The following is a 17,084-nucleotide window of genomic DNA, read 5'->3' as shown; positions in this document are numbered from 1 at the left end:
GGCGTGCGGCTGGCCCACGACCGCCGGCACCGTGGGCAAGCTAGCTGGAATGGACGGTCGCCAGGGCGTCGGCGCGCCGCGCACGATCAGCGGAATGGAGGGGATCTGCCCGGCCTTGAACGCCTTCAGGCCGATTTCCAGCCTGTCGGTGTCGAAGCGCACCGGCACGTCGAAGTCATAGCCGCAGCTCACGGCGAGCCCGTTGCCGGGAATAGAACCGGCGGCAAAGACGATCTCGCCCGTGGCATCGTCGAACGCAAAGGCGCCCGCCGGAATTTCGGCCCCGCCGACCGCCACCCGCAGCGTGGCGAATACCGGCTTGCGGATCAGCCGGCGATAGGCATCCTCGCCTTCCCCATAGACCTTCACCAGTCTGTACCGGTCGACCGTCCCGTCGCCCGTACCGAGCACCTGGTCGAGTGCCGAAGGCGTTTCGCCCGGCCGGCACGATTTTCGATCGAACGGGTCGCGGAAGCGGAAAGCGTGCAGCGACCCGCGCCGCGCCTCGAAGAAGGTGATGACGTCGTGTAGGTCGTCCAGCGACTTCACCCCGGTCCCGGCATCATAGCGATGGCGGGACTGCGAAAACCGCGCATTGCGCTTTTCACGGCCAGAGGTCAGCGCGACGATCTCGTTGCGGCGTTCAGGCCCTCCCGTCGCGCCAAAGGACACGGCGAGCGGAAACAGCATGTCATGGAAACTGGCAAGGTCGGACACGGTTTCTCCTCAGAAAGTGCGGGTGCCGCGCGATACGGCGCGCGCCAGCATGCCGGTGATCTGGGCCTCGGACTTGCGGAAGGAGGCGGCGTCCTGCGCGGTGACGTTGAAGACGACATTGACCGGCGCGCCGCCGGCCGCGGCAACGCCCAGCGACCCGTCCGAACCACGGCGAAGCGGCAGGATCGCCTCGCTTCCAGCCTCCCCCATCAGTCCGATGGAGCCGGCAAGGGGGAAGTAGCTCGGGCTCGACACGACCCCGCCCGAGGCGAACGGCACCACATGGCCCGGCACCCCGCCCCTGGCGAAAGGCAGGATGCCGGGAAGCCCGCCCAGCAGGCCTGAAAACAGCGAACCCGCCAGCGTTTGCAGCGGCTTCAATCCTTGCGCCAGCGCCATGCCGGCCAGGTTGAGGCCGACGCGGCGCAGCACATCGTCCAGCTCCCGGCCGTTGACGGCAGCACTTTTCAGCGCCCCCGAAAGCTGGTTGCCAAAATTGTCGGACAGCTTTTCGAGATTCTCCAGCGCCAGCTGGAAAGGTGCCGTGTCGGCGCGGATCGCAACCGTTACGTCTTCAGCCAAATCCAGTCTCCATCGTCGCATGGTCGGGGAATGTGCGCATTAGCGCCGCGAGGGTTTCGCGGCTGGGCGGCATGGTCCTGCCGGGGCGCAACGCCGAAAGCGCCCGCTCGAACTCGACCGGCGTCATCTTCCAGAACGTATCCGGCGAAAGCCGCAGCAGGCCGAAACCGATCGCCATGACGTCATCCCATGGGAAGGCCGGCTTCGTGCCTGCCGCGGCCCTCAAGGGTTTGGCGGGGCTTCCTCGCCCGCTCCGGAACCGAACGTGGTGGCCAGAAGGTCGGCGACGATGGCGGCAAAGCCGGTCGCGCCGGCATCGGATTGCATGGCGCCGACCTCTTCATCGGACACGCTCTCCCCCGCGCCGCGCAGGCCGGCACCGATGATGCGGATCATGTCCAGCGCCGACAGCCGGCCCGTCGAGAAGCGCTCGACAAGGGCAGTCAGGTCGCTGGCTGCATAGGCAGTCTCCAGCTCGGCGAGCGCGCCCAGCGTCAGGCACAGCTTGCGCGGCCTGCCGTCGAGGACGGCTTCGACCTCGCCGCGCCTGCGATTGGCGCTCATGGCGTCACCGCGAAGGCAATGGCGCCTGCCGATTCCAGCGCCATCTCGAACGTCACTTCGCCGTCATGCGAACCAGTATATTCCAGCGACGTGATCTGGAACGGACCAGTGATCGTGCCGAAACCGGGCACGGCAAGCTGCCAGTCCGAAATCTCCCCGGCGAAGAACCGCGACCGGATCAGTTCATCGGACTGCGCGTCCTTGAAGATGCCGGAACCGCTGGCGGCTGCGCGCTGAACGCCGGCACCCGCCAGCAATTCGCGCCAGCGGCCGGCGGAATCGGAATCGGTGATGTCTACGGTCTCGCTGTTGAAGGCGATCCGCTTCGAGCGCAGCCCCGCGACCGTGACGAACGAGCCGCCGCCGGAATCAACTTTGAGAAGAAGGTCCTTGCCCTTCTGTGCAGCCATGCCTGGCCTCCTGATATTTTGGTGTTCGTAATTTTTCCGGCTTGCCCCGTCAGGCCGCCGTTTCGATAACCGCGCGAAAGCGCAGCAGGCCGTGGTGGACCGCCACGTCCTCGTCATAGCGGGCTTCGCCATAGTCGAAGCGCAGGCTGACGAGACGATGCATCTCGAGCGCAAGGTCGGCATCGTCGAGGCGCAGTTTCACCCGCTCCATGATGCCGAGAATTTCCTTCTTGCCCTTGGCCTTCGACCAGACATGCAGGGTGAAAAGCTGCTCGACGCCGCCTTCGGTCGACGTGCTCCAGTCGTAGAAACTGGTCCGGCCGAACGTCGCATAGGGGAAGCGCGCGTCGGCGGGCGCCTGGTCGAATATCTTTGCGCCGCCGAGCAGGCCGGTCAGCGCATCATCGCCCGCCAGCACCTCGAACAGGGCCTTTTGAAATTCAGCGGCGGGTGCGGTCATCGCCCTGCTCCTCTCCCGGTGCCGGGGCGCGCCGCTGCGGCCTGTCGCCGGCGAGACGCCGCTTCCGCGCCGCACCGTCCCCCTCGACGGATTCCGCCAGATCATGCGCGTTCCAGCGCATGGCGCGGATCAACCCTTCCAAAGTCACAGCCACGGCCAGTTTCATGCCCCTGCCTCCTTCACCTTGCAGACCAGATAGCGGCCGCTCTCATCGGGATCGTGGACGGTGAGGATGTCGAAGACCCGCCCCGCCCGCACAAGGCGCATGCCGCTCGCCACGCCGTCGCGCCGGCGCAGCGTGATGCGGTGGGTGACGCTCTCCAGTGTCTGGTCGGCCCCGAACACGCTCTCGGCAGCGACCGGCTCGATCCTCGCGAACACTGTGGCGGTCTCGCTCCATGTCTCGCTGAAGCCGCCGAGCCCGTCCGGCACGGTCGAACACGTCTCGAGCGCAAGTTCCGTGCGCAACTCGCCGGGATCGATGAACAGCACCGCCATCACAGCCTCCGGCGGCAAAAGGGGGCGATCATGCGCTCGTAGCCTGCCGGATAGGAAACCGGCTGGTCGCCCGGCCCGAAGCTCGCGCGAAACTCGTACCAGTGCGCGACGAGCAGGACGATGGCGCGCCGCAACAGGTCCGGCACGTCGGTCGCGGCCTCGCCGAAGCCGGCGACGAAGTCGATCTCGATGCCGTTCATGGCCCGTAGCGCTCCGGGCGGTTCGCTGAAGCGCAGCCGCGCCGGGCGCGAGGCGATGTCGGTCTGGTAGCTGGACGGGGCGATCACCGACGCCTCGCCCTCCGAGCCATAGGCGGTGACCGCCAGAATCTCGCGCACCGGATGGAGCGGCACGCTCGCGCAGCCTTCGCGTGGCCAGTCGTCGAGCGCCAGCCGCCAGCCCTGCTCGATGAGCGCAAGGCCGGTCGCCCGCTCCACATCCTCGCGGGCGGCGCGGATCAGGCCGGCAAGCAGTTCGTCCTCGCTGTCGCCATCCAGGCGCAGATGCGCCTTGACGTCGGCAAGCGTCACCGGTTCGGCCGCCGGATCGACGGTACGGATAAGCGTCATTCATTCACCTTTGCTTGAAAAAGAAGCGGCCCCGACGGGGTGGACCGGGGCCGCATCGGCAGGCGATCAGGCGGCGGAGGGAGGGGGCCGCCGCCTCGGGATAGAACCCTTACGCCGTGCCGAACTTCAGCAGCTTGATGGCATCGAAATCCTGGACACCGCCGCCGACGCGCTTGGTGGTGTAGAACAGCACGTAGGGCTTGGCGGAGTAAGGATCGCGCAGCACGCGCACGCCGGTGCGATCCACCACCAGATAGCCGCGGCCGAAATCACCGAAGGCGATCGCGGTCGCGTCCGCGCCGATGTCGGGCATGTCCTCGGCCTCGACCAGCGGGAACCCCATCAGCATGGCTCGCTGGCCGACGGCCGCCGGTGGCTGCCACAGATAGTTGCCGTCGTCGTCCTTCAGCTTGCGCACCGCCGCCTGCGTCTTGCGGTTCATCACCCAGTTGGCGTTCTGGCGATAGCCGGCCTTGAGCGAATAGACCGTGTCGATCAGGATATCGGACGGGCTGGCCGCGGGAAGCTCGCCCGCAACGCCGGTCAGCGTGTAGCCGATCTTGCCCCAGGCCCAGCTGGCCTCGGCCACGGTCGGATAGCTCAGGAAGCCCTTGGGCTTGGCGCTGCCGTCGCCAGTGACGAATGCCTTGCCCTCCTGCTCCGCGAAAGCCGCCTCCACTTCGGTGGAAATCCACTGGTCGAGATCGACCACCGAATCCTCCAGCAGGGAAGCCGTCGCCGCCGGCATGGCGTAAAGCTCCATGGTCGGGAACTGCAGCTCGGCCAGCGTCGCCGTATCGGTCTGCGGTCGCGCGGCGGTTTCGCCGACCCAGCCCACCGCCGGCCCGGTCACCGAAAACGGCTTCTTCAGCACGGCGGACGATACCTGCCGGACCGAGGCGATGGAGCGGATCGGCGACAGCGCGGCAAGCCGCTTGCCGATCTCCGTTTCCGTCTCGGCCGGCACCAGATAGCCGCCGTCCTGGCCGGAGCCATAGGACATCGCCTTGGTATCGAGGGCGCGAAGCTGGCGATCGTCACCGCTGCGCATATAAGCGTCGAAGGCGTTCTTGTGCTCGGAAGGCTGCGGGCGGCTGTCGCGCCCCAGCACCGGCCTCGCCTTCTTCAGCGCCAGGTTGTCGAGCGCCCGCTTCTGCTCGTCGAGGGCGAGCGACAGGCGCTCGAGCTTTTCGCCGGTGATCACGTCGGCGCCCATGCGCGTTTCCAGTTGCGCCAGCTTCTCGTCGTTCGTCTCCTTGAACGCCTCGAACGTGGTCATGAACTCGCCGAAGGCGTCCTTCAGGTCGAGATAGTCCCCCAGCGCGGACTTGGTCTCGACCGGCAGGGATTGCGGTTGTGCATTCATCGAGCGTTTCCTCTTTTGTTGATCATTCGGGTGGCTTGCCGGATGCGTTCCGCAAGATCGCGGATCGATCCCGGCTTGGGCGACCGCTTGCGCCCGCTCTTCACCATCTCGATGCGAGCCTCCGGCAGCATCGGGAAGGTGACGATCGAGATTTCCCACAAGTCGGCCTCGAGAATACGGCGCACGCCGGTTGCCGGATCGCGCCGGGCCTTGACGGTGCGGAAGCCGATCGACAGGCCGTCCAGCGCGCCGCTGCGCATCAGGCTCAGAACCTCGCGGGCGCGCTTCACGTCCCGCGCCAGCCGGCCGCGCACGAACAGGCCGCGCGCGTCTTCCCGGATCTCGATCCAGGTGCCGATCGGCTCGCCGGGGTCGTGCTGGAACAGCATGCGGATGCCGGCGGCACCGCGGCTGCGCAGCGAGTTGGCGAAAGCACCGCGCTCGACCGCGTCCTTGCCGAGGTCGACCTTGCCGAACAGGCTGGCATAGCCGGTGAAGCTGCCATCCGCCTCGACCTCGTCGAGAACGAGATCGACGAACTTGTGCTCGAAGCTGCGCGACGAAGCCTCACTTTTCATCCGCATTCTCCCGCTTGTTGCGCCGCAACAGGTCCAGCAGCGTGTTCTGGTCGAAGGCGCGCACGACGAAGCCCAGCGCCCACCAGGCGCACAGGCTGGCGGCGGCCGAGCCCATCAGCATCAGCTCGACCGGGCCGATGATGTTTTCGAGGCCGAGTTCGGTCGAAATCTTGAGCCCGGCAGTTCCCCCGAACACCAGGCCGCAGACGACGCCCACGGCAAAGCGCGCGGCCGCGTCGCGCCGCCCATGCGGAAGGATGTAGGCAAGCGAGATCGCCGAGCCGGCGACGGCGCCGGCGCCCTTGGCGATCCACACCCAGCCCGTCTGAGACAGATCGGTCATGGTCGGGTTCTTTCGTGGCAGGTTCAAACGAGATCACGCGGCCGGTAGCCGACCGCCTCGCGCTTTTCGTCCTCGGTCAGGAAGGTCGCCGCCTCGATGCGGGCCCACAGCGCATCGCGGTCGCTGTTCAGCCCGTCGATGCGGTCGGCGTCATACCAGAGGCGCAGCGTGCGCCCAAAGGCCTGGCCGAGAAAGGCCGAGAATTCCTTGGCGGTGCGCGCCACCAGCGGCAGGATGGTGAGGCGGTAGAAGGCGCGGTTGGCTTCCTGATAGTTGGCATAGGTATTGTCGCCCGGAATGCCGAGCAGCATCGGCGGTACCCCGAAGGCGAGCGCGATGTCGCGACTGGCGGAATGCTTGGCCTCGACGAAATCCATGTCCTTGGGCGTCAGGCCCATCGCCTTCCAGTCCAGCCCACCCTCCAGCAGGAGCGGGCGGCCCGCCCGCGTCGCGCCCGAATAGCCCTCCTCCAGTTCGGCCTTCAGCCGGTCGAACTGCTCGTCGCTAAGATTGCCCCCATCCTTCGGCGCATAGACCAGCGCGCCGGAGGGCCGCGCCGAATTGTCAAGCAGAGCCTTGTTCCAGCGCCCGGCCGCGTTGTGCGTATCGAGCGCCATCAGCGCCGCCTCCAGCGGCGGGAAGCCGTAATGGTCGTCGAGCGGATGGAACAGGCCAAGGTGCAGCGCGCCGCTGCCGGTGTCATCCAGCCCCAGCGGGACGCTGCGCCGCTCGCCGCCCTCGCGATAGTCGAGCGCCACCGGCCAGCCGGTGCCGTCGGTCGCCACCGAAACCCGGTCGGGCCGCAGAAGATGCAGTTCGTGCGCGCCGTTGCCGGCCGCGATCATCTCGACATAGGCATTGCCGGACAGAAGCAGGTGCCCATAGATCCCTTCGAGGAACGTCGCCCCGGCCTGCTGCCCGTTCGGCCGCTCCAGCAGCGACAGCAGCGGATGATCGTCCAGCTCGGCCGCGCCGTCATAAAGCAGCCATGGCACCGCCGAAGCCGTTTCCGCAATCAGCCGCACCGAGCGATGCACGATCGGATTGCGCATGAAGCCTTCGCGCGCCAACGTCGCGTAGTCACGGCGCGTCCAGTGCGCCTCGCCTTGCCCGTGAAAGGCGATGAAGCCACCGGGCGCCGCGGTTTTTCGTTCACGGCGCGCGCCGGCGCTTCCCGCCGCACGCAGCCAGGACCAGTTCCAAGCCATGTTGTTTCCTTATCGTAAGTCGCGAATGCGGGGCCGCGCCGACCAGTCAGGCAACAGTTCGGTGATGGCCCATACGAGCGCATCGACCCGGTCGGGCGAGCGGCCGTTGGACAGCCCGTTCGGGCCGAAATCGCACATCTCGTCTTCCAGTTCGCCGAAGCGGCCAGCGTGGCGCACCCTGCCCTGCTGGTAGAGCGCGGCAACCGGCTCGGCGCGCAGCCATTTCCCGCGCCGCGCCCTTACCGGCTTCACCGGAACGGCCGGATCGACCGTGCGGATCACCGCCGTCGCCATTTCGCCGCCCTGGTTGACCTCGACCACCAGGCAATCGGCCTGCAGCCGGTGATAGAGCGCCACGGCGCGGGCCGCCCATTCCTGCGGCTTGGCCGCATTGACCGTCGCATCGGCAAGGACGACGACGTTGCCGTCCTCGCCAAGCCCGGCCGCAACGATGCCGCAGGCATCGGAGGTTCGGCGCGAACTCGCGGGCGGATCGACGGCAACCACGATGCGGGCAAGCGCGCCGGGATCGTCCAGCGCCGCTTCCTCGATCATGCGGCGCGACCACAGCGCGTCCTCGCGATCCTCGATCAGTTCGCCGTCCAGTTCCTGTCGGCCGAGGCGCGTGCCGCCATAGCGCCGCTCCACCATCTTCAGGAAGCCGGGCGCCAGGTTGGCCGCATTCTCCTCGGTGCGCATGCGCGTCACCGCGACGGACGGATCGGCCAGCAGGCGCTTTATCAGGGCGGTCGGCCGTGGCGTCGTAGTGACGATCTGGCGCGGCTGCGCCCCCAGCCGAAGCCCGAATTGCAGCATGTCGAAGCAGGCCTCGGGATAGCGCCATTTGGCCGCCTCGTCGCACCACGCCGCCTCGAACTGATGCCCCCGCAGACTGTCTGGGTCCTCGGAGGAAAACACGGTGGCGACCGCGCCATTGTCCCAGAGCAGCCGCCGCCGGCTCGCCTCGAAGCGCGGCCGGTCATGCCGAGAAATGCCGACGATGCCAGACGGTCCCTCGATCATCACGTCGCGCACATCGGCCAGCGTTTCGCCGATCAAAGCGAGGCGCGAATGCTTTTCACGCGAAAACGGCGCGAGTCCGCGCACCAGGCTATTCACCCACTCCGCCCCGAGCCGCGTCTTGCCGGCGCCGCGCCCACCCAGCACAAGCCAGATATCCGGCATGATGCCCATGAGGGAGAACGGGTATTGCGCCGGCCGGGCACGACAAAACCATTCCTGCGCGACCAGTTCGGCTTCAGCCGGGCTCAGATGGGTCGCCGACCAGTCGCCTTACATAGCCGATCGCCAGTTCGACGATGCGCTCGTCGATGCGTCGCAGGATGGCGGCCACGTCTTCATCTCTTCTCGTTTGGTTCTCTTTCGCGCCGCTGTCGCTGCGCGTGATTTCGCCAATTTTCTCGAGTGTGCGCATCACGGCGGCGATCGCGTCCATGCGCGCCTTGTCCGCCGATGCGCTACCTGCCTCGTCCGCGCCCGCTGCCTCCGCCTTGCCGATCTGCTGGTCGAGGAGTGCCCGCAGCCGCTTTTCCTGGTTGGAAAGCTGCATGGCCGCTTCCGCATCCCGCCAGCCTTCGCTTGCGGCCCGCTTGCGCATCGCGGCCGGTGAACGGCCGCAGGCCTGCGCCAACAAGTCAAGGCTCGGCGCCGCCCCCTCATGCAGGGCGCGCAACGCGGCCCATTGCAAGGCCGGGCCTGCAACCATACCGATCCATCCATGTGCTGATTGTCTTGCGCGCCCGAAAAGGAAGCCTCCGGGCTGCCCTGGCCGCAACTTTGCGACGATAGCTGGGCCCTACCAGAGCACCGTTACGGTGTCAAGAATTTATTCCTATAAATTTCGGCAGCAGTGACGTTCGCCCACTGTGTCCCATTTACGCTTGTGGCGAAATTTTAAATCGGCGAAAACCTGCCCACGGTACGCTGCGCAAAAATCGTCGTAATGTGTTCCCATACCGCGCGTTGGAGCCCCTGCCGGATCAACATGACCGCCCCCGACAAAGAGCACAGGAAAAGAGGCCGCATCGCCGCGTTCTTGCTGGCGGTCGACGCATGGCTCGATTCCTCGCTCTATGAGGCCGGCTTCAAGGCGCGCGAAATCTGGGAAACGCTGACCATCTTCTTTCGGCGCTTCCGCGTTTCCGGCTGGCGGCGCGGCATCGTCGAGGTCGCGAGCGAGGCCTTCACCTTCGGCGCGGCCGGCTCCGTCATCATGCTGGCGCTGGCTCTGCCGGCTTTCGAGGACACGACCGGCGACTGGCGCGCGCAGGGCGACTTCGCCGTCACCTTCCTCGACCGCTACGGCAACGAGATCGGCCAGCGCGGCATCCTCCAGCGCGACAGCGTGCCCGTGGACGAGATGCCGGACCACGTCATCAAGGCCGTGCTCGCCACCGAGGACCGCCGCTTCTTCGAGCACTACGGCATCGATTTCATCGGCCTGTTCCGCGCGGTTTCGGAGAACGTGCGGGCCAATTCGGTCGTTCAGGGCGGCTCCAGCATCACCCAGCAGCTCGCCAAGAACCTGTTCCTTTCCAACGAGCGCACGCTGGAGCGCAAGATCAAGGAAGCGTTCCTGTCGGTCTGGCTCGAATGCAACCTGTCGAAAAAGCAGATCCTGCAGCTCTATCTCGACCGCTCCTACATGGGCGGCGGCACCTTCGGCATCGAGGCAGCGGCCGACTTCTACTTCGGCAAGAGCGTCAAGGACCTGAACCTCGCCGAGGCGGCGATGCTGGCGGGCCTGTTCAAGGCGCCGACGAAATATGCCCCGCACGTCAACCTGCCGGCGGCGCGCGCCCGCGCCAACGTCGTGCTCACCAACCTGGTCGACGCGGGCTTCATGACCGAGGGCCAGGTGCTGTCGGCGCGGCTTCACCCGGCTACCGTCGTCGATCGCGGCGAGCGCAAAAGCCCCGACTACTACCTCGACTGGGCCTTCGACGAGGTCAAGCGCATCGCCGCGAAGTCCGGCCAGCATTCGCTCGTCGCGCACACCACCTTCGACGCCAATATCCAGGCCGCCGCCGAGGAATCGCTGGAGTTCAACCTGCGCCAGTTCGGCAAGGACTACCGCGTCAGCCAAGGCGCCATCGTGGTTATCGAGACCAACGGCGCGGTGCGCGCCATCGTCGGCGGCCGCGACTACGGCGAAAGCCAGTTCAACCGCGCCACCAAGGCGCTGCGGCAGCCGGGGTCGTCGTTCAAGCCCTATGTCTACGCAACCGCCATGGAGCATGGCCTGACGCCGGATTCGATCGTTTCCGGCGCCCCCGTCAGTTGGGGAAACTGGCATCCCGGCAACTATAACGGTGCCTCGGCCGGCCGCATGACCGTCACCACCGCGCTGGTCAAGTCGATCAACACGGTTCCGGTCCGCCTCGCCAAGGACATGCTGGGCATCGCGCCGATCAAGGCCATGGCCGAGGCCATGGGCGTGGAATCGCCGCTCGGCTCGCACAAGACCATGGTGCTCGGCACTTCGGGCATGACGGTGATGGACCAGGCGACGGGCTATAGCGTGTTCGCCCAGGACGGCATGGTCGGCAGCCGCCACGGCATCACGCAGCTCGTCACCCACACGGGCGAAGTCATCTACGATTTCGCCAAGGACGCGACGCCGCCACACCGGGTGCTGTCGGAAAAGGCGTTGCAGTACATGAACTCGATGCTCGTCCAGGTGCCGGTGATCGGCACCGCGCGGCGGGCGGCCCTGCCGGGTATCGTCTCCGGCGGCAAGACCGGCACCAGCCAGTCCTATCGCGACGCCTGGTATGTCGGCTTCACCGGCAACTACACGGCGGCCGTCTGGCTGGGCAATGACGACTACAGCCCGACCAACAAGATGACCGGCGGCGCGCTGCCGGCCATGGTGTGGCAACGCCTGATGGCCTACGCGCACCAGAACATCGAGCTGAAGCCCATTCCCGGCATCGATCACCCCTACGTCGACGCCGAGGTGGCTGCCAAGGCCGAGGCGGCCGAGAAGAAGCGGGCCGAAAAGGAGGCGGCCGACGCCGAGGCAGCCCGCCCGCCGGTCCTTTCCAGCAACACGACGCGGACGCTGCGCGAAATGACCATCCTGTTCCAGTCGGCGCCCAACCTCGCCGATCCTCCCGAACCGGAGACGCTTTCGGCCTTGTAGGCCACCTCCCCCGGGTTTGCCGCAAGGCTGCCATCGTGCGCCGCGCTTGCCCGGACGCCCTGCCCGCGCTATCCCCAACGCATCCTTCGTTCTGGCGGCCCATGCTGAAAAACGTCCTCCTGACCGTGTTCGCGCTTGCCATAGCCATCGTCGGCGGAGGAGGCAGCGTCTGGTACATGCTCGATGCCCGCAACGGCCTCGACGCCATCCATATCGGCGTGTGGACCGCCTTTCCCGATATCGGCACCGCCGACGCCGATCCCTATTCGAAAGCCCGGGTGGCACGCGCCGGGGTGCTGGCGCTCGGCCGGGCTGAAGGGCTTTCCTTCGTCGCCGACCACGATACGGCCGGCGATCCGTTACGCCGCGAATGCGCCTACTCGATCGAGGGAAGCTTTCCGACGGCGCGCCTGTGGACGCTCTATGCGGCCGACCAGTCGCTGGACGTGATCGCGACCGGCATGGCCCGTCCGGCCGCCCTCCACGCCCAAGAAATCCTGCGCCAGCCAGACAATTCCGCGATCATCTCGGTCGGCCGCCAGCCCTATCCCGGCAACTGGCTGCCGGTGCGCGGCGACGGGCCGCTCCATTTCGTGCTCACTTTCTACGATACGCCGATCGCCAGCAGCACCGGCCTGTCGGACGTCACGCTGCCGCTGGTGCGCAAGGCGGGCTGCCATGCATAGGCTCCTGCACGCCATCCTTGTCGGCCTTGTCGGCGCGGGCATCGTCCATATCGCGGTGCTGCTGCTGGTGCCCCAATTTTCGGGGCAAAGCGCCTGGGCAAGGCTGGCGGCAACCTCCGGCCCCTACACGATGACCGCGCTCAAGGCGGAGACCGGCGGTGCGCCCGCGGTCCGGTCCGTCGATCCGCTTTTTGCGGCGGCCGCCTGCCGCTTCGACCTCGCCGACGGCATGGCGCACGTCAAGGGCCCGGCCGGGGAGTCGGCGGCCACGCTGCCGTTCTGGTCGGTTTCCGTCTATGACGGCAGCGGCAACAACATCTACAGCTTCAACGACCATGCGGCGTCCAAAGGCCGCCTCGACGCCGTCGTGCTGACGCCCACCCAGATGAACGAGGTGCGCAAGGACTTGCCGGAAGAATATCAGGGATCGGTCTTCATCGAGGCGCCGATCACCGACGGCATGCTCGTGGTGCGGGCCTTCATCCCCGACGAGAGCTGGCGGCCGTCCGTCTCGCGCTTCCTCGAGCAGAGCTCGTGCGAGCCGCGCCAGCCGTGACGGCGGGAATTTTTACCGACGCGGCGAAGGGGCTGCCCTCGGCTCGTCCCCCTTCGACGGCGGCCCTCCGCGCTTGTCCCTGGCCGGCGATCGTTCGTAGCGCACGCCTGGGAAGATGATGACGCTTGCCGGTTCCCCGTTCGTCCGGGGATGTCGGCCGGTTGCCGCCTGTCGCGGCACGAAAGACAGGACACTGCCCATGGTTCGCGCATTCCTCTCGGTTGAACCGGAGCACAACGCAACGCCTCCAGGGATGAATAAGGCACCCAGAGAGTTAACGGAACGCTAACGGATCAGCGCTAATTTTCCGTAATCATGGCTCACGGTGAGGCCGGCCTGCCGGCAGCGTGAAGACGTGACGTGTACCGAGTGCATCAAGGCGTATCGCGTGTCATCGTCGGATTTCAGGCAAATTGCCATTCGCGGCCATTCAGGAAAAGGCGAACGACTGTTTCGCGCCGCGATCACCGCCTTCTGCTCCCTGCCCCGCCCTTCCCGCCGCGAGATCGCGCAGGTGGACGACCTGACGCTTTCCCTGCTGGACGGCGTCTCGGTGGAATCACGCCGTTTCGTCGCCGCGGCCCTGTCGGAATGCGAATATCCGCCGCCGGCGCTGGTGCGGCGCCTCGCCGAAGAGCCGGTGAGCATCGCGGCCCCGCTTCTCATCCGCTCGAGCGCCTTGACCGATATCGACCTGATCGCGCTGATCGGCCGTCACGGCTTGCCGCATGCACGCGCCATCGCGCGCCGCAAGGACCTGCACCCGACCATCGCAAGCCTGATCCGGGCGCTCGAAAGGCCGACGCTCGTCCAGAAAACCGAACCGCTCGAACAACCGGCGGCAACTCAGCCTGCGGAAGCAACCGACAAGACGGACGCTACCCCCGGCCGCGCCGCCGAAGAGGTGCGTCACCGGCTGCGCTCGATCATGGCCGCCGATCGCAAGCGCGACAGCGCCCTCAACGCCCCGGCAGGCTCGACCTACGCCAAGCTTCGCGAGACGGCGCTGACGGGCAACGTCACCTTCTTCCAGACGGCGCTTGCCGACGCGCTGGAACTCGACTTCGCGGCTGCCCGCCCGCTCACCGACGGCAGTTCCTATTCGTCCCTGCTGGTGGCGCTACGGGCGCTCGATGTCGGCGAGGACAAGGCGTTCCTGATCGCCGTCGCGATATTTCCGAGGTTGTTCCCGCACCCGGAGGCGATCCGCCTCTTTCTTTCGCGATACCGGACGCTTCACCTCGACGTCGCCCGGCGCAAGGTCGAGGAATGGAAGGCCGAAAGCCTGTCGCAGGCGCTGGACCGGATCGCGCAGCCGGCCAATGCCGATGCGCGCGCGTCCACCCGCGACCGGCTTGCCGGCATCAAGGCATCCTGACGGAAATCAGTTCCTCGACCGGGACGGCGCCTGCCTCGATCTCCACGACCCATATGTCGGGATCGAAGCGCTTTTCCCGCTCCAGCCTCGCCTCGAGTGAATCGGTGTCCTCGCCGGCGCCGATGACCGTGAAATAGCGTTCGTCCGGCTTGGCCGAATCGTAGCTGGTCTGCGGCGCCGGGCCGAACAGCGTCGTCTCGCCGAGCCGCCCGCGCGAAAGCACGAAGACCGCGCCGGCCTCCGCCGCGCCGCGCTTGACGACGGCCGCAAAGCCACCGGCGGCAAACACCCGGCGCAGCAGCGCCGACACCCACAAATCAGCGGTTACGCGCATGGCGGCGCTTGCTCCCGGTGAAAATCAGGCCTTTCTGCCAGGAAGGCATCGAGGGCCGCGAACGCCGGTAGCACGCCCGGTCTGCTGCCTCAATTGGTCAGGCCGATCTCGCGCATCTTGGCATAGACGCCTTCTTCAGGCTTGCCGGTCACCGGCAGGCCGAAAAGCGACTGGAATTCGCGGATCGCCGCACTGGTGCGCGCGCCGACCACGCCGTCCAACTGGATGTCGTCGTTGCCGAAGGCTTTCAGCCCGGCCTGTATCTTGACGATCCGGGCATCGGCGTCACCGGCGGCCGGCGCGCCAGGCGCGGCAGCCGGCGCCGCATTAGCCGCCTGGCCACGGGGTGCCGGCTGCGGTTGCGGCGTGACCGCGCCGGTCGTCGGGGTCGCGCCAAGCTGTTCGAGCAGCCGGTCGTCGATCTCGCCGGAAGGCGGCAGCCCGACCTTGCGCTGATAGGCCTCGATCGCCTTGGACGTGGCCGGGCCGCGGAGGCCGTCCACTGCCCCGGTGTAGAAATTCAGGTTCTGCAGGATGCCCTGCACCTGCTTCACCGTCGGGTCGCCGGGCGGCGGCACGGGTGCTGGCGCAGGCGGCGGCGGCCTCTCGATGTTGAAGGTCGTCTCCGGTTCGTCCACCTGCGGCGGCGCAAAGCCCTGGATGGCGCGCGTGGCGAAGAAGGCGCTGGTATGGGGAAAAGGCTGATACCACAGCGCATTGGCCGAGACGAAGAAGAACGTCACCAGGAAGGCGGTCGAGCCGCCCACCAGGACCGGGTTTTCCGAGATCATGGTGCCGAGAGCGGCCGCGCCCGTCTTGATCATGCCCGCGCGCCGCTTGGCCGGCTTACGCTGTTTTGCGGAGCGGGCCATTCCCGGCCTCCCTGGTCTTGTAGGTCGGGGTCAGGCCCGATCCCGTCACGCTCATCGGTACCACGGCCGATTCCCGGCCCCGTTCGCGCGGCCCTTCCACCGGCAGGCTGATGGTTACCTTGGTTCCTTCTCCCGGCGCGCTTTCGATCGCCATGGTGCCCTCGTGCAGCGCCACCAGCCCCTTGACCAGGGAAAGGCCGAGGCCAGCACCCTCGAAGGCGCGGGTATAGCCGTTCTGGATCTGCGTGAACGGCTTGCCGAGGCTGGCCAAATTTTCCTCGGCAATGCCGATGCCGGTGTCGTTCACCCAGAAATGCAGATGCGAGCCGATCCGCTTGGCGCCGATGCCGACGGCACCGCCGTCGGGCGTGAACTTGACCGCATTCGAGACCAGGTTGATCAGGATCTGCTGGACCGCCCGGCGGTCGGCGTTGATCTCGCCGATATCGGCAGGAACCTGCGTCGTCAGCGCTATCGCCTTCGCCTCGGCCTGCATGCGCATCATCGAATGGCACATCTCGACCGCTTCGGCGAAGTGGAACGGCTCCGGTTCGGTCGTATAGGCGCCGCACTCGATCTTCGACACGTCGAGGATCGAGGTCACCACCGACAGAAGATGCTGGCCGGACTCGCGTATGAGGCCGACATACTCCTTCTGGCGCGGGTCGCTGAACGGCCCGAACATCTCGTGCAGCAGCATGTCGGAGAAGCCGAGGATGGCGTTGAGCGGCGTGCGCAACTCATGGCTCACCGCAGCAAGGAAACGGCCCTTGGCGATCTCGGCGCCGGCCGCGGCCTCGTTGGCTTCGTCCAGTTCCTCGCGCAAATCGGCAACGACGTCGCCCTCGCGCAGAAGCGCCACGAACGGCTCGGCCTCGCCAGCCGGCCCCATCAGCTCCAGCGCGAGGCAGCGATAGCTGCCGGCATGCGTTTCGGTACCGGCCTGTGGCAGGCGGATGCGCAATTCCAGCTTGCGCAGGCATGCCCCTTCGCGCAGATCGGCCAGCGCGCTCAGATAGGCAACGCGGTCGGCAAGGTGGATACGGTCGAAAAGGCCGCTGCCAAGCAGCAGTTCGGGCGCGAGGCCGAGAATGGCGTGCGCCTTGTCGGACACGTCCAGCACCTCGCCCTGCCGCGCCATGCGCACCACGACCGCATCCAGCATGTCCTCGATCCGGGTTTCGGTCGTGGGGACGCTGCTTGCGCCGAACAGGGCACGAAACCCGTCGCGGCGAAGAAAGACTGTGCCGATCCACGCCAGCGGCAGCAGCCAGTGCCAGGCGGCAATGCCCGTGCCTTCAGGAAAAAGCGTTGCGGCAAAAGCCTGCAGGCAGATCGCGGCCAGTCCGGCTGCGCCTCCCCACAGGACCGCCCTGCGGGAGCCTGCGACCCACAGGGCCTCGACCGGCAGCGCCAGCACCAGCAGTGCTGCGGGCGAGCCAAGGCCGCCGGCGGCGGCAATCAGCCCCACACCGACGAGGCTGGCCGACAAGAGCGCCACCGGAGCGGCCCAGCGCATGGTGCCGGAGGCGGCCACCAGCAGCGCGGCGATCCAGCACAGGCCGAAGGCGGCAAAGATGGTGGCGATGGTTACTGCCGCGCCGATGCCGGCGGTGACGAGCGTGACCGCCGCGCCGGCGATGAAAAACGGGGCCGCCAGCATGGCGCCGATGAAGCGGCGCTGGCAAAGGCGCTGCCGCTCGTCCTCGACGGACGGGTGAACCAGCCTTTCACAACCGACAGCCATCGCGCCGAGCAATTCAACATATCTGGCGGCAATCGAACTCACTCAACACAC

The 17,084-nt window shown here is 67.0% G+C and carries 21 protein-coding genes and 1 pseudogene; 4 read left to right on the top strand and 18 right to left on the bottom strand.

Annotation, left to right across the window (positions count from 1 at the left end):
• Nucleotides 1-84: 84 nt before the first annotated feature.
• The 15 genes and pseudogenes from ACFOHJ_RS23105 to ACFOHJ_RS23035 all read right to left on the bottom strand — a co-directional run.
• Nucleotides 85-690: pseudogene (locus ACFOHJ_RS23105) on the bottom strand (phage distal tail protein, Rcc01695 family); the annotation flags it as partial.
• A gap of 36 nt (nt 691-726) precedes the next feature.
• The gene (locus tag ACFOHJ_RS23100) at nt 727-1,320 is read right to left on the bottom strand and encodes a phage tail tape measure protein (RefSeq protein ID WP_378225218.1); all 594 of its coding nucleotides are present in this window, start codon (nt 1,318-1,320) and stop codon (nt 727-729) included.
• Nucleotides 1,292-1,525 (bottom strand): rcc01693 family protein, encoded by a 234-nt coding sequence (locus tag ACFOHJ_RS23095; RefSeq protein WP_378225216.1) that lies wholly within the window; start codon nt 1,523-1,525, stop codon nt 1,292-1,294. The genes ACFOHJ_RS23100 and ACFOHJ_RS23095 overlap by 29 nt, the downstream gene beginning before the upstream one ends.
• Nucleotides 1,522-1,863: a gene transfer agent family protein gene (locus ACFOHJ_RS23090; protein ID WP_378225214.1), complete on the bottom strand. Its 342-nt coding sequence runs from the start codon at nt 1,861-1,863 to the stop codon at nt 1,522-1,524. Before ACFOHJ_RS23090 ends, ACFOHJ_RS23095 begins: the two co-directional genes overlap by 4 nt.
• Nucleotides 1,860-2,273, bottom strand: coding sequence for a phage major tail protein, TP901-1 family (locus ACFOHJ_RS23085; RefSeq protein WP_378225213.1), 414 nt, complete (start codon nt 2,271-2,273; stop codon nt 1,860-1,862). Before ACFOHJ_RS23085 ends, ACFOHJ_RS23090 begins: the two co-directional genes overlap by 4 nt.
• Before the next feature lie 49 nt (nt 2,274-2,322).
• Nucleotides 2,323-2,733: a DUF3168 domain-containing protein gene (locus ACFOHJ_RS23080; protein WP_378225212.1), complete on the bottom strand. Its 411-nt coding sequence runs from the start codon at nt 2,731-2,733 to the stop codon at nt 2,323-2,325.
• Nucleotides 2,714-2,899 (bottom strand): hypothetical protein, encoded by a 186-nt coding sequence (locus ACFOHJ_RS23075; RefSeq protein ID WP_378225210.1) that lies wholly within the window; start codon nt 2,897-2,899, stop codon nt 2,714-2,716. The genes ACFOHJ_RS23080 and ACFOHJ_RS23075 overlap by 20 nt, the downstream gene beginning before the upstream one ends.
• Nucleotides 2,896-3,231: a phage head closure protein gene (locus ACFOHJ_RS23070; protein WP_378225209.1), complete on the bottom strand. Its 336-nt coding sequence runs from the start codon at nt 3,229-3,231 to the stop codon at nt 2,896-2,898. The genes ACFOHJ_RS23075 and ACFOHJ_RS23070 overlap by 4 nt, the downstream gene beginning before the upstream one ends.
• Nucleotides 3,231-3,800 carry a head-tail connector protein gene (locus ACFOHJ_RS23065; RefSeq protein WP_378225207.1) on the bottom strand — a complete coding sequence of 190 codons (570 nt, stop codon included), beginning with the start codon at nt 3,798-3,800 and terminating at the stop codon, nt 3,231-3,233. The genes ACFOHJ_RS23070 and ACFOHJ_RS23065 overlap by 1 nt, the downstream gene beginning before the upstream one ends.
• Before the next feature lie 109 nt (nt 3,801-3,909).
• A complete protein-coding gene (locus ACFOHJ_RS23060) occupies nt 3,910-5,166 on the bottom strand; it encodes a phage major capsid protein (protein WP_378225206.1) in 1,257 nt (418 codons plus the stop codon).
• Nucleotides 5,163-5,744, bottom strand: a complete 582-nt coding sequence (locus ACFOHJ_RS23055) for an HK97 family phage prohead protease (RefSeq protein WP_378225204.1) — start codon at nt 5,742-5,744, stop codon at nt 5,163-5,165. The genes ACFOHJ_RS23060 and ACFOHJ_RS23055 overlap by 4 nt, the downstream gene beginning before the upstream one ends.
• On the bottom strand, nt 5,734-6,087 hold the full coding sequence (locus tag ACFOHJ_RS23050) for a DUF6107 family protein (protein WP_378225202.1): 354 nt from the start codon (nt 6,085-6,087) through the stop codon (nt 5,734-5,736). The genes ACFOHJ_RS23055 and ACFOHJ_RS23050 overlap by 11 nt, the downstream gene beginning before the upstream one ends.
• A 23-nt stretch (nt 6,088-6,110) precedes the next feature.
• Nucleotides 6,111-7,295 (bottom strand): phage portal protein, encoded by a 1,185-nt coding sequence (locus tag ACFOHJ_RS23045; protein WP_378225200.1) that lies wholly within the window; start codon nt 7,293-7,295, stop codon nt 6,111-6,113.
• Between the two features lie 9 nt (nt 7,296-7,304).
• Nucleotides 7,305-8,489 carry a DNA-packaging protein gene (locus ACFOHJ_RS23040; protein WP_378225199.1) on the bottom strand — a complete coding sequence of 395 codons (1,185 nt, stop codon included), beginning with the start codon at nt 8,487-8,489 and terminating at the stop codon, nt 7,305-7,307.
• Nucleotides 8,490-8,553: 64 nt separating this feature from the next.
• Nucleotides 8,554-9,003: a hypothetical protein gene (locus ACFOHJ_RS23035; protein ID WP_378225197.1), complete on the bottom strand. Its 450-nt coding sequence runs from the start codon at nt 9,001-9,003 to the stop codon at nt 8,554-8,556.
• A 297-nt stretch (nt 9,004-9,300) separates the two neighbouring features.
• Between ACFOHJ_RS23035 and ACFOHJ_RS23030 the strand changes: the two genes are divergently transcribed.
• The 4 genes from ACFOHJ_RS23030 (at nt 9,301) to ACFOHJ_RS23015 (ending at nt 14,080) form a co-directional block, all read left to right on the top strand.
• A complete protein-coding gene (locus tag ACFOHJ_RS23030; protein WP_378225195.1) occupies nt 9,301-11,460 on the top strand; it encodes a transglycosylase domain-containing protein in 2,160 nt (719 codons plus the stop codon).
• Nucleotides 11,461-11,561: 101 nt separating this feature from the next.
• Entirely contained in the window at nt 11,562-12,146 is a 585-nt protein-coding gene (locus ACFOHJ_RS23025) for a DUF1214 domain-containing protein (protein WP_378225193.1), read from the top strand.
• Nucleotides 12,139-12,702 (top strand): DUF1254 domain-containing protein, encoded by a 564-nt coding sequence (locus tag ACFOHJ_RS23020; RefSeq protein ID WP_378225191.1) that lies wholly within the window; start codon nt 12,139-12,141, stop codon nt 12,700-12,702. Before ACFOHJ_RS23025 ends, ACFOHJ_RS23020 begins: the two co-directional genes overlap by 8 nt.
• 388 nt (nt 12,703-13,090) lie before the next feature.
• Nucleotides 13,091-14,080 carry a hypothetical protein gene (locus tag ACFOHJ_RS23015; protein ID WP_378225190.1) on the top strand — a complete coding sequence of 330 codons (990 nt, stop codon included), beginning with the start codon at nt 13,091-13,093 and terminating at the stop codon, nt 14,078-14,080.
• On the opposite strand, the gene ACFOHJ_RS23010 is transcribed toward ACFOHJ_RS23015, so the two are convergent.
• The 3 genes from ACFOHJ_RS23010 to ACFOHJ_RS23000 form a co-directional block, all read right to left on the bottom strand.
• Entirely contained in the window at nt 14,067-14,414 is a 348-nt protein-coding gene (locus ACFOHJ_RS23010) for a DUF1491 family protein (protein ID WP_378225188.1), read from the bottom strand. The two genes, ACFOHJ_RS23015 and ACFOHJ_RS23010, sit on opposite strands and share 14 nt — an antisense overlap.
• Before the next feature lie 89 nt (nt 14,415-14,503).
• On the bottom strand, nt 14,504-15,286 hold the full coding sequence (locus tag ACFOHJ_RS23005) for a peptidoglycan-binding domain-containing protein (protein WP_378225186.1): 783 nt from the start codon (nt 15,284-15,286) through the stop codon (nt 14,504-14,506).
• The gene (locus tag ACFOHJ_RS23000) at nt 15,261-17,033 is read right to left on the bottom strand and encodes an ATP-binding protein (RefSeq protein ID WP_378225361.1); all 1,773 of its coding nucleotides are present in this window, start codon (nt 17,031-17,033) and stop codon (nt 15,261-15,263) included. The genes ACFOHJ_RS23005 and ACFOHJ_RS23000 overlap by 26 nt, the downstream gene beginning before the upstream one ends.
• Nucleotides 17,034-17,084: the final 51 nt, after the last annotated feature.

It is taken from the genome of Aquamicrobium soli, assembly GCF_042646345.1.
GTDB lineage: Bacteria > Pseudomonadota > Alphaproteobacteria > Rhizobiales > Rhizobiaceae > Mesorhizobium > Mesorhizobium soli_A.
This window is presented reverse-complemented; position numbering and strand designations above follow the sequence as displayed.